We start from the raw sequence: 13,361 nt of genomic DNA, 5'->3' as shown, positions 1-13,361 counted from the left end.
CCCTGCCTCTGAACCCACATGTATCAAACCTTACGCCGCGGCCGCCTGCAACCGGTCCGGACGGCCGATGTCGATCGGCCGCGCACCGACCTGGCGCATCTCGCCGCCGAGTTGCAGCACCGCGCCTTCGATCAACCCGGCTGCCAGCAATTGTCGCGCCATGGCCTCGCCGTGCGCAAGCGCAGCGGCAATCTCATCATTACAGAGCGCGCCGACCTCGCATGTGACGAGACGGTGATCGAGATCGGACTCCGGCTGCAGCTCATTGGCGGGCCGACGGACGACCGCGGGATGACCGGGCAGATCGACCGCATTCGCAACGATGGTGGCCGCGGCATCGGCCTGCGCGGCGGTGCGCGCCAGCACGGTGACCGCATCGGCAATGCCGAGCGAGAAGCTGCGGCCGTGGCGGCCGGACGTCGCGACGCCACGGCTGGCATCGTCGGCACGAATGGTCATCGCCCGCAGGACGCCATGACTATCCGGGCGGTCCATCAGACCGACGCTGAAGCACGCGGGGTCCAGAAGATGCAGCGCGATGTCACCGCCATTGTTGACATAGGCACGCGAAACTTTTGCAGCGCCAAGCATCGCACCGAGGATCTCCTCGGCCACAGAGCCTGCCACCGCCGCCATCGGCGTGATGAAATGGTTCGCAGCGTAAGGCGCAACGGCATGGTACATACGGCGGGCGACGACACCGCGCAGCCTGCAGCAGACAGGATCGGCAGCCTGGCGCAGCTCCGGCAATTCCGTGCAGAGCTCGTCGAGCAGGCCAGTGAAGCGCAGCACGGCGGCCTGATAAGCGCGGCCGATCTCGGCCTGGTCACCGTCGGCCCCGATGATCAGATCGATCGGCCCATCCTGCAGATGCAGCCGGCAACCGTCGGGCAGCAATGCGATCTGTGGCCGTCTCATCATGCGCTCCGTACCGGCCAGGGCAAGTGACGGATATCCTTCGAGACATCTTTCATTGAGGCCAGCGACTGCACATAGTCCATGTGGCCGCCAAGCGCCGCATAATCGGACAGCTTCAACGTGAATTCGATGGGCGCCACGATCGCCGGGGTCGGTACGTAGCCGAACGCGCCAGCCGGCATCTGCGTGACATCGACCATGAAGGTGATGCCGCCGCCCGGCCAGACATAGACCGGCGCGCCGCCCGAGGTCACGCGCGTCAGGGCGTCCTTGACCGAGCGCGTCAGCCGGACCGGATTGTCAGTCACGCCAGCCCGCAGCGAACCGCCGGCGCCGGCCATGAACAGGACGGTGCAGAGCGCCGGCTCGCAATTCTCCTGAATGCGCTCGACAGAGAATTTAAGGTCTGGCGGCATCTCCTGTTCGACCGGCCTCAGCGCGTCATCCAACACGTAATAACCCGCATGCTCGCCGGTCGTGGAGACCATCAGCATGGTCGTGCCTGGGCGCGCGGTCTTCGGATCGAACGGCCCGAGGATCGACAGCGGATCGGAAATATCGGTGCCGCCCCAGCCGGTGCCGGGATGGGCCACCTGGAAATAGCGGCCCGGCGTCGAGCGCCGACCCTTCATCTTGATTCCCGTTCCGGGAATATCGAGCAGCTTGCCGGCTTGATGCTCGGACAAGACGCCGGTGATGTGGTCATCGACCACGACAACCTCGTCGACCTTGCCCTGCCACTGCTTGGCGAACATCCCAATCGTGGCCGAGCCGCAGCCGACCCGCATGCGCTCCTCCTTGACGCCGTTGACGACCGGCGGAGCGCCCGCCTGCACCACGACCGCGGCACCGCCGTCGATGACCAGTTCGACCGGCTTGCGGTTGCTGAGGTCCATCAGCGCGTCACAGGTGACACGCCCCTCTTTCTTCGAACCGCCGGTCAGATGATGCACACCGCCAAGCGAGAGCATCTGCGAGCCATATTCGCTGGTCGTGACATGGCCGATCGCCTCGCCATCGACACGCACCGTCGCGGCCTCAGGCCCGAGATAGCGGTCGGTGTCGATCTTCACCTTCACGCCGCAATAGCTGAAAATGCCCTCGGTCACCACGGTGACCATGTCGACACCATCGACTTCCGAGGAAACGATGAACGGCGCCGGCTTGTAGTCGGGATAGGTGGTTCCGGCGCCGATCGCGGTCACGAACAGTTCCGGCTGATGCACGATCTTGCCGTCCCAGTCGCCGCTCGCCTGAAACGGCACTAGCCGTCCCCCATGCGACATCGTGCGTTCCAAGAGGATATGCGGATCGACGCGCACCAGCACGCCATCCTGATTGGCGTAGCGGTCGCAGGCGCCCGCCGCGCCCGGCTTGATGTAACACATCACCGGGCAGGCATCGCAGCGAATCTTGTCGCCAGCACTCTCGCTCGCCGTCTCAATCGTCATGCGAAAAGCCCAATCGAAGCCATGGTCGTCACGCGATATCGTCACGTGACCGAACGAAGCTGCCGCGGCAAATTCGTTCGTATACGAATGATGATGTTCGCAGCGACCGACTGTCAAGCGCCGCCGCAACGCAAAAACCGCTTTGCCGGATAAACGATCAGTTTGCCTCGCCCAATGACGAGAAATCGTGCACACGCTGCAGTGCGAAACGCGCCCCTTGCATGTTAGTATACAAACGATACGCTCGGCAGATGAGCCGCGCCGCAACCTTTGTTAACGATAGCAGATGTTGAGACCGAAGGGATGACGCCAGTCACGCTCCGCCTGACCGTCAACGGCCAAGCGCATGATGTCGCGGCCGCGCCCGATACGCCCTTGCTCTACGTGCTGCGCAACGACCTTGCGCTGAACGGCCCGAAATATGGCTGTGGTCTCGGCGAATGCGGCGCCTGCACCGTATTGATCGACGGCCGGGCGGCACGTTCCTGCGTGATTCCCGTCGAAGGCTGCGTCGGCCGCACCGTCACGACGCTGGAAGGACTCGGCTCGCGTGAGCACCCCGACGTCGTGCAGCAGGCGTTCATCGCCGAGCAGGCTGCGCAATGCGGCTATTGCCTCAACGGCATGATCATGACAGCGAAGGCGCTGCTCGCCGTCAACCCGCAGCCCTCGGAAGACGAGATCCGCGAGGCGCTCCGCTATAATCTCTGCCGCTGCGGTGCCCATGTCGAGATCATGCGCGCTGCGATGCGCGCCGCCGGTTATGCGCTCGAGGCGCTGGATCGATGACGAAGAGCGGATCAGACGTGAAAGGCGCGCTCGCCGGCTTCCTGTCGGTGGTGCGCTCGGCCGCTGGTGGCGATGGGTCCGAAACCTTCATCCGGATCACGGCCGCCGGTGAGGTCACGGCCTATAATGGTCACGTGGATCTCGGCACCGGGATCCGCACCGCGCTCGGACAGATCGTCGCCGAGGAGCTCGATGTCTCCTTTGCGCGCGTGGTCGTGGTGCTCGGCGATACCACTCGGGTGCCCAATCAAGGCGCGACGATCGCCAGCGAAACCATCCAGATCACGGCCGTACCGCTGCGCAAGGCGGCGGCGCAGGCGCGCCATTTCCTGCTGGCGCGCGCCGCCGAACGGCTCGGCATCGCTGTCGATCATCTCGCGGTCGAGGATGGCCTGATCCGCGGCCCCAACAACCGCACGCTCAGCTATGGCGAATTGATCGGCGACGAGACGATCCGGCTCGAACTCACCGATGACACGCCGGTGAAACTCGCCGGCGCTTACAATATCGTCGGCAAATCGATGCCGCGCGTCGATCTGCCGGCAAAAGCGACCGGCGAACTGACCTATGTGCACGATGTGCGCGTCCCCGGCATGCTGCATGGCCGTGTAATCCGGCCGCCCTACGCCGGCGTCGATGCGGGGCCATTCGTCGGCACCAGCCTGCAGGCCGTGGACCGAGACTCGGTCCGCGACGTCCCGGGACTGATCGATGTCGTTGTGATCGGTGACTTCGTCGGCGTCGTCGCCGAGCGCGAGGAGAATGCGGCTCTCGCCGCTGAAAAGCTGAAGGTCAGCTGGAAGCCAACACCCGCTTTGCGCGATCTCTGCGACGTCGAAACCGCGCTGCGCGCCAATCCCTCGCGGCCGCGCAAGCTGCTCGACAAGGGCGACGTCGAGAGCGCGATCGACGCTGCGGCGAAGCCGATCCGGCGGACCTATCTCTGGCCCTATCAGATGCATGGCTCGATCGGGCCATCCTGCGCGGTCGCCGACTATCGCAAGGATCACGTCCAGGTCTACTCCGGCACCCAGAACCCACACATTTTGCGCAGCGATCTCGCGCGGCTGATCGAGCGGCCGGAGCACGACATCGAGGTGATCAGGCTCGAGGCGGCCGGTTGCTACGGACGCAACTGCGCCGATGACGTCAGCGCCGATGCGCTCCTGCTCTCTCGCGCGGTGGGTCGGCCGGTGCGCGTGCAGCTCACGCGCGAGCAGGAGCATCTCTGGGAGCCCAAAGGTACGGCGCAGCTGATGGACGTCAGCGGCGGCCTCACCGCCGACGGTTCGGTCGCGGCCTACGACTTCGCCACGCGCTATCCCTCGAACGGCGCCCCGACGCTGGCGCTGCTGCTGACCGGCCGTGTCTCTCCCGACGCCATCGTGTCGGAGATGGGCGACCGCACCGCGATCCCACCCTATGATTATGACCATATGCGCGTCACCGCGCATGACATGCCGCCGATCGTGCGCGCCTCCTGGTTTCGCGGCGTCTCGGCATTGCCGAACACCTTCGCGCATGAATCCTATATCGACGAGCTCGCGGCGGAAGCCGGCGCCGACCCCATCGAATACCGGCTGCGCTATCTGAAGGACGAGCGCGCCAGAGAGCTGGTCAACGCGGTGGCCGAGCGCGCCGGCTGGGTGCCGCGGCCGGCACGGGAAGAGAAGACGCCTGAAAACGATGTCGTGCGCGGACGCGGCTTTGCCTATGCGCTCTACGTGCACAGCAAATTTCCGGGCTACGGCGCAGCCTGGTCGGCATGGATCGCGGACGTCGCCGTCAATACCGCGACCGGCGATGTCAGCGTCACCCGCGTCGTCGCCGGACAGGACTCCGGGTTGATGATCAATCCGGATGGCGTACGCCATCAGATCGAAGGCAACGTCATCCAATCGACCAGCCGGGCACTGATGGAGGAAGTGCCGTTCGCGCGCGGCCGCGTGGCGGCGCGGGAATGGGGCGCTTATCCGATCATCACCTTCCCCGACGTGCCTGAGATCGACGTGTTGATGCTGCCGCGGCCGGATCAGCCGCCACTCGGCGTCGGCGAATCCGCCTCGGTGCCGAGCGCAGCTGCGATCGCCAACGCGATCTTTGATGCGACCGGCGTGCGGTTCCGCGACCCGCCGTTCACGCCGGAGCGCATCCTGCAAGGGCTGCGCGGTGCGCCGGCGGAGACGCCGGCAAGTCAATCGTTGGCCGGCCCCACTGCAGACAAATCACGTCCCATCTGGACCAAGCCGTTCGCCAAACGCACTGGGCTCGTTGCAAGCATAGCCGCGACCTGTGCGGCGGCGGTGAGCATCGTCGCCGCGGCCATGCCCTGGCGCGCCATCGCTCCGATCGCACCGCCCGATCCGTCGGTTTATTCGGCCGCGACGATCGCGCGCGGCGAGCAACTGGCGGCGCTCGGCAATTGCGCGGTCTGCCACACCGCAGACGGCGGAATCGTCAATGCGGGCGGCCGCGGTTTGGAGACGCCGTTCGGCACCATCTTCACCACCAACATCACGCCCGATACCGAGACTGGCATCGGTGCCTGGTCCTATCCGGCTTTCGAGCGCGCGATGCGCGAAGGTGTGCACCGGGACGGCCGGCAGCTCTATCCCGCCTTCCCCTACACCCATTACGCCCGGACCAGCGAGGCCGATCTGCAGGCGCTCTACGCCTATCTCATGGCACAGGCGCCGATACATCAGCAGGCACGCGAGAACGAACTGCGCTTTCCCTTCAATCTGCGCCCCTTGGTCGCCGGCTGGAACGCGCTGTTCCACGACACGGCCACGTTCAAGCCCGATCCGACCAAATCCGAACAGTGGAATCGCGGCTTCTATCTGGTCGAGAGCCTCGGCCATTGCAGCGCCTGCCATTCGCCGCGCAACGCGCTCGGCGCCGAGCAGCGCAACGCCTATCTTGCCGGCGGCTTTGCCGAGGGTTGGGAGGCGCCGGCGCTCACCTCGCTGTCCGCAGCGCCGATCCCGTGGACCGAGGACGAGCTTTACGCGTATTTGCGCACCGGTCAGTCGCGCTTCCATGGTGTGGCGGCCGGACCGATGGCCCCGATCGTCAAGGATTTGACCGGCGTTCCCGACGCTGACATCCGCGCCATGGCGATCTATCTCGCCTCATTCCAGGAGGCGCAACCCGGGACCGCCACACTCCAGCAGCGCGCCGAGAAGCTCGAGGCCGAAACCAAGGTCACCCCCGCTTCCTCCCCTGCGGCACGGCTCTATCTCGGCGCCTGCGCGGTCTGTCACGAGGTCGGTGGCCTGGCGCTATTCGGCAGCCGTCCGTCGCTGTCACTGAACAGCAATCTGCACGGTGCAACGCCCGACAATCTGATCCAGGTGATCCTGCACGGCATCACCAAGCCCGCTTCATCCGATCTCGGCTACATGCCCGCATTCGGCGCGCATCTCAGCGACGCACAGTTGGCCGATCTTGTCTCCTATCTCCGCCGCCAATTCGCGCCCGACAAGCCGGCCTGGCAGGACATCGCTGCGACGATCAGCCGGATCCGGTCCACCCGACCGCCCTGACCGGCCCCTCGCACGCCACACGCGGACGTTGTTCAGCGGCTTGCGCAATCGTGCATCACCCGTTGCTGGATATTTCGTCTTGCGGATCGCATTACCTCAATCCTAGAATTCGGCACCACGTTCCGGAATTTGGAACTGAATGGATCCAACCATGAGCGCCCTCACCTCCGCTATCGACATCCTGCGCTGCTTCTCCACCAAGCGGCCGAACCTCTCCTTCGCCGACGTCCAGGCGCTGACCGGTAAGCCCAAGAGCTCGACCTCGCGGCTGCTCCGGTCGTTGCGGGACTGCGGATTGCTGGAGCAGGACCCGATCAGCCGCCGCTACCGGCCGGGCTTGCTGACCTTCGAGCTGGGACGGTTGCACCGCGCCCATGACGATCTGATCGCCACGGCGGAGAGCGAGCTCCGCGAGGTCTGCGCGCGCACCGGCCACACCGGCTACATCGCGGTGCTCGACGGCTACCAGCAGGTGGTCCTGCGCATCGTGCCGGGATCGAATCCGCTGCGTGTCGTCAATCCGCCGGGGCAGCGAACACCCGCAATCATCACCTCGAACGGCCGCGCGATGCTGGCGCGGTTGTCGGACCCCGAGATCCGCGCCCGGGTGCCGCTCGATTATCCGAAAGTGCCGGCGAACTCGCCGCAGAATTTCGAACAGCTGATGGCTCGCCTGAACGAAATCCGCCGCACCGGCGTCTCCGATGCCGCCGACGAGGCGATCGAGGGCGTGGGCTCGCAGGGCTTCGCGCTGGCGAGCGGCGATACCCGCGAGCTGATCGGTATCGCAATCTCCTACTCGGTCCAGGCAACGACGGAAATCGAGCGCGCCATCGTCCGCCGCGAGCTTGCCGCCATGGCCGAGAAGTTGCGGCGCCTGACCGGCGATCCGCTCGGACAGCCCCTGGAGCGCCGCGCCGGATTGGCATCCTGATGCGCCGCACCGCCGGGCCCCCCATCAACGGCCTCGCGCTATTGATCCTGCCGAGTGCGCTTCTGTTCGCGCTGTTCTTCTTTCTGCCGATCGGGCTCATGGCCGTGATGAGCCTGCTCACCGGCAATCCGGTGGTGATGCCTCACGTGGCCTGGACGACCAAGCATTACGCGCGGATCGTCGAGGACAGCTATTATCTCGACGTGGTCTGGACCACGATCCGGATCGGACTCTGGACCACCTTGATCGCGCTCGTGATCGGCTATCCGCTGGCGCATTGGATGGCGCGGATCAAGAGCCGGACCGGGCATGCCCTGCTGTTGATGGCGGTGCTGGCACCGATGCTGACAGGAATCGTGGTGCGCACCTTCGCCTGGATGACGTTGCTGTCCGACAAGGGCGTGATCAATCAGATCCTGCTCTCATTCGGCCTCATCGGAAAGCCGCTGCAACTGATGTATAATGAGACCGGCATCATCATCGGACTGGTCCACATCTATGTGCCGTTCATGGTGCTGACCCTGACCGGCGTGATCGGCCGCATCGACGAGCGGCTCGAACAGGCGGCGGAAAATCTCGGTGCCAGCCCTTTGCGCGCTTTTCTCGAGGTGACCTTGCCATTGAGCCTGCCCGGCGTTCTCGCAGGCTCGCTCCTGGTGTTCGCGCTCGCGATCAGCGCCTATGTGACGCCGATCCTGCTCGGCGGCTTCCAGATCATGACCTTGCCGATCCTGATCTATCAGCAGATTTCGGCGAACTTCAACATCGGCTTTGCCGCGGCCCTCGGCATGATGCTGCTCGTGATCTCGTTCATGCTCGTCATCGCCTACAACCATATGCTTGGACTGTTCTCCGGTCAGCGCGAGCTGCAGTAAGAGGGTGATGGATGACGACATCAGTGACGCCCTCGCGGACCATGGCGCAACAGGGACTCGCGACCGCGAGCCCCGCGGTTCGGGCATCGAGCCGTCGGCCTGTCCCACGGCGCACCGGCCGCACCATCTATCTTGCGGCCAACATCGCGGTCCTGGTGTTCCTGCTGGCGCCGATCGCGATCGTCTTCGTGTTCGCGCTCAATCCCACGCCATTCATCCAGTTTCCGCCCGTCGGCATCTCGCTGCGCTGGTTCGAGAAGTTCTTCTCGGCACGCGACTTCATGCACGCGCTGATCTTCAGCCTGGAAGTTGCGGTCTTGACGACCGTGGCGGCCACTGTACTCGGCGCCTCTGCCGCGCTCGCGATCGCGCGCGGCAATATTCCGGGAGCGCGGGTCATCATCGCCACCATGCTGTCTCCCTTGATGCTGCCGGCGATCCTCACCGGCCTCGCCCTCTTCCAGGCCTATGTGCTGCTCGATGTCGGCCGGCCGCTCTGGGGCCTCGTCGCCGGCCACACGCTGGTCACTATCCCTTACGTCGTCCGCACCACGCTCGCCGTGCTGCATAATTTCGATATCAGGCTGGAGGAAGCCGCGCAGAATCTCGGCGCGAGCCCAGCGCGCACGTTCTTTGAAGTGACGTTGCCGCTGGTCAAGCCGGGCGTGCTCGCGGGCGCGATCTTCGCCTTCATCGTCTCGTTCGATCAGTTTCCGGTCTCGCTGTTCCTGGTGTCGCCAGGCAACGAGACGCTGCCGATCACGCTGTTCAACTATCTGAAGTTCGACCTTGACGGCACCATCGGCGCCGCCTCAGTTGTCTCCATCCTGCTCGCCTTCTTCGTCGTTATCGCGCTCGACCGTACCGTCGGCCTGCGCTCCACCGTCAAACTGTAACGGAGATCTTGGACATGACGCCCTCATCGCGCCCGCATCTCAGCCGTCGCCATCTGCTCGCCGCCGGCGCTTCGCTCGGCGCAGGCCTCCTCGCCGCGCCCTACGTCGCGCGCGCCGAGGAGCCGGTGCTCAACATCACCGGATGGGGCGGCAAATGGGGCGACGTGATGAGCGCCGAGATCGGACCGGCGTTCGAGAAGGAATTCAAATGCAAGCTGAGGACCGACACGGCGCTGCCGTTCCTGCCGAAGCTGCAGGCGAGCTCGCGCTCTGCGCCGATCTATGACGTCCTGCATACCAACTCCAACGAGCAGTGGGCCGCGGTCGAGATGGGCCTGGTCGAACCCAAGATCGATCCGAAGCTGGTGCCGAACATTGCCGATGTCTACCCCTATGCCGTGAGCGACAAGATCGCCGGAATCTGCATCTTCACCAGCGCCATCGGGCTCGGAATGCGCACCGATAAGGGCTACGGTCCCATCACCTCCTGGAAGGAATTGTGGGACGCGAAGTATAACGGCGTCCGCGGCGGGTATGTGATCCCGGTCAACAGCCTCGGGCAGGCCTTCCTGATGATGTGCGGCACGCTCTATGGCAAGGGGCAGACCGATCTCGATGCCGCCTATACGGCACTGGAAAAGCTGAAGCCGATCAAGCTGGTCGACTTCACCGGCGCGATGGAGAAGCTCTTCCTGTCGGGCGAAGTCGGTCTCGGCGTCATCCACGATTCCGGCATCTACCGCTACGACGGGCAGAACCAGCCGATTGATTTCATCACGCCGAACGAAGGCGTGCTATCGCTGGAGCAGGTGCTGACGATCACGCCCGGCAGCAAGATGAAGGAGCTCGCCAACGCCTACGTCAACTACATGCTGCGGCCCGAGGTACAGAAGCGGCTTGCCGAGACCGTCTGGTATTCGCCCGCGAACAAGAAGGTGAAGCTGGAGGCCAAATACGACGCCAAGCTCCTGACCACGCCGGAGAAGGTTTCCAAGCTGATCCAGGTCGACTGGAAATGGTACAACGCCCAGAAGGATGCGATCGACAGCCGCGTCAACCGGATCTTCCGGGCATGAGCGCGGCCATCGAGATCGCCGAGGTCAGCAAGGTCTACGACGGCGGCGTCCGCGCCGTCGATGCGGTCGCGATGGATATCAGGGCGGGCGAATTCTTCTCGCTGCTCGGCCCGTCCGGCTGCGGCAAAACCACCACCTTGCGCATGATCGCCGGTTTCGACACCCCGAGCTCGGGCGAAATTCGCGTCGACGGCACGGACATCACCTACATGCCTGCGCACAAGCGCGACATGGCGATGGTGTTCCAGAATTATGCGCTGTTCCCGCACCGGACCGTCGCCGAGAACGTCGCCTTCGGCCTGCGCATGCGCAAGGTCGACAAAGCGACGATCGCGACCAAGGTGAAGGCCGCATTGGCCATGGTTGAACTCTCCGGCATGGAGGATCGCCGGCCGGCGCAGCTGTCCGGCGGCCAGCAGCAGCGCGTGGCATTGGCCCGCGCCATCGTGATTGAGCCGCGCGTGCTCCTTTGCGACGAGCCGCTCGGCGCGCTCGACAAGAAGCTGCGCCAGCAGATGCAGTTCGAGCTCAAGCAGCTGCAGAAGAGCCTGGGACTGACGCTCGTCTTCGTGACCCACGACCAGGAAGAGGCGCTGGCCATGTCCGATCGCATCGCCGTGATGAATGCGGGCCGGGTCGAACAGGTCGGCACGCCGGTCGAGATCTATGATCGCCCGCAGACGCGCTTCGTCGCCGACTTCATCGGGGACACCAATATCTTTCGCGGCCCGTGCGTCTCGATCGGCGATAAAGCCGGGATTGCGGCCGGCAACGGCCTGGTGCTGATACTACCCGACGCCCCCGCCGCTGATGGCGGCGTGCTGTCGGTGGCGCTGCGGCCGGAGAAGATCCGCATCGCTCCGCAAAACGATGCGACGGGATCAGTCAAAGGCGCAGCGGCGAACGGCACGGTCGAGAGCACCAATTTCCTCGGCGGCGCCGTGCTCTATCGCATTGCGCTCGAGAGCGGCCATCGCGTCCTGGCGCAGCAGCCCAATGCGGGCGCAGCGCAGCTTTATGCACCCGGCGCTCCGGTCACGCTGGGTTGGACGCCTGCCGATCTCGTCATCCTCAAGGATTAGTTCTGAACATGAACATGCCACTTCAACACCGGCGCATGGGCGTCGTGGTGATCGGACAGAGCCCCCGGCCCTCGGTGCAGGCGGAGATCGCCGCCGTGTTGTCGCCAGGGATTGCGATCGAATTGCGCGGTGCGCTCGATGGCATGAGCCGCGAGGAGATCGATGCGATCCCGCCGGTTGATGGCGCCGACTCGCTGTTCACGCTGCTGCCCAATGGCGACAATGTCCGTATCAGCAAAAAGGCGGTCGAAGGTCGCGCCAACGCGCAGCTCGCACGCTTCAAACAGGAGGGCATCGATGTGACGATGCTGGCCTGCACCGGCAAATTCCCCAACCTTGCGCCGGATGGCCTGGTGATCCTGCCCTCCGCGGTGCTGCATCGGATGGTCGAAGCCGTGCTGCCGAAGGGCCGGCTTGGCGTGTTCTCGCCACTGCCGGAGCAGACCGCGCTGATCGCCGGCAAATGGCAGCGCGAAGGCGTCGAGGTGGTCGGCGTTACGCTGCAGCCCGGCTCGGACGATGCGGCGGTCGACGCGGCCGCGCAAGAGATGGCGAGCAGACAGCCCGATCTCGTGGTGCTCGACTGCATGAGCTACAGCAGCGCCAACAAGGCGCGGGTGCGTCAGCACTATCCGGGACCGGTGATCCTGTCGATCGCGGCGGCCGCACGAGTTATCGAGGAGCTGATCTCGTGAGCGCGGCCGAACGGAAGACGATCAGCCTCGAAGAGATCGAGGCGCTGGCGGTCGGCGCGTGGATTCTCGGCACCGGCGGCGGCGGCAGTCCTTACCTTGGCTTGCTCAATCTGCGCCGGCTCTATGCCGAAGGCCATCGCGTGCAGCTGATGTCGCCGCTCGATCTCGATGATGATGACTGGGTCGCGGTGGTCTCCAACATGGGCGCGCCGCTGGTCGGCCAGGAGCGGCTCGCCGACAGCCGCAGCATCGCGCGCGCGGTGCGGATGCAGGAGGAGATCAACAATATCAAGTTCCGTGCGGTGATGTCGGTCGAGATCGGCGGCGGCAACGGCGTGCAGGCGCTGATGGCCGCGGCTCATCTCGGCATTCCTGTGGTCGACGCCGACTGCATGGGCCGCGCCTTCCCAGAGGCGCAGATGACGTCGGTTGCAATCGGCGACCTGCGCCCCTACCCCTGCACGCTCTACGATCCCCGCGGCATCGAGGCCGTCGTCACCAAGGTCCCGAGCTGGAAGTGGATGGAGCGGGCGAGCCGCAAGATCTGCGTCGAAATGGGCTCGATCGCCTCCACCAGCAAGGCGCCGCGCACCGGGCGCGAGGTCAAGGATTGGGGCATTCATTTCACCACCACGAAGGCGATCCGCATCGGCCAAGCGGTGCAAGAGGCCAATCATCGTCACGAAGATCCCATCGCGGCGGTCCTTGCCTGCGAGGGCGGCCAGAGGCTGTTCACCGGCAAGATCGTCGACGTGGCGCGCCGTACCACCGAAGGTTTTTTGCGTGGCAGCGCGGTCGTGGAGGGCAGTGATGCCGATCGCGGCACCAAGCTGAAGCTGTCGTTCCAGAACGAATGGATCGTCGCCTGGCGCGATGGCGAGGCGATCGCGATGTCGCCGGACCTGATCTGCGTGCTCGACAGCGTCAATGGCCACGGCATCGGCACTGAGACGGTCCGCTACGGCCAGCGCGTCACCGTGGTGGCGCTGCCCGCGCCCGCGGTGCTGACCAGCCCTCGCGGGCTCGAATTCGTCGGCCCGCGCGCCTTTGGTTATGATCTCGATTTTAGGTCGCTGTTTGCGCCCCCCGGAGTTTGATTG

Annotated in this window: 11 protein-coding genes; 9 read left to right on the top strand and 2 right to left on the bottom strand. The window is 65.0% G+C overall.

Features of this window, described 5'->3' with window-relative positions; all coding sequences use genetic code 11:
* Window positions 1–30: 30 nt before the first annotated feature.
* Together QX034_RS22115 and QX034_RS22110 are read right to left on the bottom strand one after the other, a co-directional pair.
* Complete coding sequence (locus QX034_RS22115; RefSeq protein ID WP_316195788.1) at window positions 31–921, bottom strand: UPF0280 family protein; 891 nt, start codon at window positions 919–921, stop codon at window positions 31–33.
* Window positions 918–2,369 (bottom strand): 6-hydroxynicotinate reductase, encoded by a 1,452-nt coding sequence (locus QX034_RS22110; RefSeq protein WP_315706918.1) that lies wholly within the window; start codon window positions 2,367–2,369, stop codon window positions 918–920. Before QX034_RS22110 ends, QX034_RS22115 begins: the two co-directional genes overlap by 4 nt.
* Before the next feature lie 303 nt (window positions 2,370–2,672).
* On the opposite strand from QX034_RS22110, the gene QX034_RS22105 reads away from it, so the two are divergent.
* The 9 genes from QX034_RS22105 to QX034_RS22065 all read left to right on the top strand — a co-directional run bounded on the left by QX034_RS22105 (window position 2,673) and on the right by QX034_RS22065 (window position 13,358).
* Window positions 2,673–3,158, top strand: a complete 486-nt coding sequence (locus QX034_RS22105; protein ID WP_316195787.1) for a (2Fe-2S)-binding protein — start codon at window positions 2,673–2,675, stop codon at window positions 3,156–3,158.
* Complete coding sequence (locus tag QX034_RS22100) at window positions 3,155–6,703, top strand: molybdopterin cofactor-binding domain-containing protein (RefSeq protein ID WP_315728378.1); 3,549 nt, start codon at window positions 3,155–3,157, stop codon at window positions 6,701–6,703. The genes QX034_RS22105 and QX034_RS22100 overlap by 4 nt, the downstream gene beginning before the upstream one ends.
* Before the next feature lie 151 nt (window positions 6,704–6,854).
* Window positions 6,855–7,637, top strand: coding sequence for an IclR family transcriptional regulator (locus QX034_RS22095; RefSeq protein ID WP_315728380.1), 783 nt, complete (start codon window positions 6,855–6,857; stop codon window positions 7,635–7,637).
* Window positions 7,637–8,512 (top strand): ABC transporter permease, encoded by an 876-nt coding sequence (locus QX034_RS22090; protein ID WP_315706914.1) that lies wholly within the window; start codon window positions 7,637–7,639, stop codon window positions 8,510–8,512. The genes QX034_RS22095 and QX034_RS22090 overlap by 1 nt, the downstream gene beginning before the upstream one ends.
* Window positions 8,513–8,523: 11 nt before the next feature.
* The gene (locus QX034_RS22085; protein WP_315706913.1) at window positions 8,524–9,408 is read left to right on the top strand and encodes an ABC transporter permease; all 885 of its coding nucleotides are present in this window, start codon (window positions 8,524–8,526) and stop codon (window positions 9,406–9,408) included.
* A 14-nt stretch (window positions 9,409–9,422) separates the two neighbouring features.
* Entirely contained in the window at window positions 9,423–10,484 is a 1,062-nt protein-coding gene (locus QX034_RS22080) for an extracellular solute-binding protein (protein ID WP_315706912.1), read from the top strand.
* Window positions 10,481–11,566, top strand: coding sequence for an ABC transporter ATP-binding protein (locus QX034_RS22075; protein ID WP_315706911.1), 1,086 nt, complete (start codon window positions 10,481–10,483; stop codon window positions 11,564–11,566). The genes QX034_RS22080 and QX034_RS22075 overlap by 4 nt, the downstream gene beginning before the upstream one ends.
* 8 nt (window positions 11,567–11,574) lie before the next feature.
* A complete protein-coding gene (locus QX034_RS22070) occupies window positions 11,575–12,261 on the top strand; it encodes an AroM family protein (protein ID WP_315706910.1) in 687 nt (228 codons plus the stop codon).
* The gene (locus tag QX034_RS22065) at window positions 12,258–13,358 is read left to right on the top strand and encodes a DUF917 domain-containing protein (protein WP_315706909.1); all 1,101 of its coding nucleotides are present in this window, start codon (window positions 12,258–12,260) and stop codon (window positions 13,356–13,358) included. Before QX034_RS22070 ends, QX034_RS22065 begins: the two co-directional genes overlap by 4 nt.
* Window positions 13,359–13,361: the final 3 nt, after the last annotated feature.

It is taken from the genome of Bradyrhizobium sp. SZCCHNR3119 (assembly GCF_032487775.1).
Lineage (GTDB): Bacteria > Pseudomonadota > Alphaproteobacteria > Rhizobiales > Xanthobacteraceae > Bradyrhizobium.
The sequence above is the reverse complement of the archived record's forward strand: the minus strand, read 5'-3'. Positions and strand labels throughout refer to the sequence as shown.

Coding starts and splice junctions, on each gene's coding strand:
- QX034_RS22085 (WP_315706913.1), top strand. CDS start 8,524: ATGACGACATCAGTGACGCCCTCGCGGACCATGGCGCAACAGGGACTC.
- QX034_RS22110 (WP_315706918.1), bottom strand. CDS start 2,369: ATGACGATTGAGACGGCGAGCGAGAGTGCTGGCGACAAGATTCGCTGC.
- QX034_RS22070 (WP_315706910.1), top strand. CDS start 11,575: ATGAACATGCCACTTCAACACCGGCGCATGGGCGTCGTGGTGATCGGA.
- QX034_RS22100 (WP_315728378.1), top strand. CDS start 3,155: ATGACGAAGAGCGGATCAGACGTGAAAGGCGCGCTCGCCGGCTTCCTG.
- QX034_RS22115 (WP_316195788.1), bottom strand. CDS start 921: ATGATGAGACGGCCACAGATCGCATTGCTGCCCGACGGTTGCCGGCTG.
- QX034_RS22090 (WP_315706914.1), top strand. CDS start 7,637: ATGCGCCGCACCGCCGGGCCCCCCATCAACGGCCTCGCGCTATTGATC.
- QX034_RS22075 (WP_315706911.1), top strand. CDS start 10,481: ATGAGCGCGGCCATCGAGATCGCCGAGGTCAGCAAGGTCTACGACGGC.
- QX034_RS22080 (WP_315706912.1), top strand. CDS start 9,423: ATGACGCCCTCATCGCGCCCGCATCTCAGCCGTCGCCATCTGCTCGCC.
- QX034_RS22095 (WP_315728380.1), top strand. CDS start 6,855: ATGAGCGCCCTCACCTCCGCTATCGACATCCTGCGCTGCTTCTCCACC.
- QX034_RS22105 (WP_316195787.1), top strand. CDS start 2,673: ATGACGCCAGTCACGCTCCGCCTGACCGTCAACGGCCAAGCGCATGAT.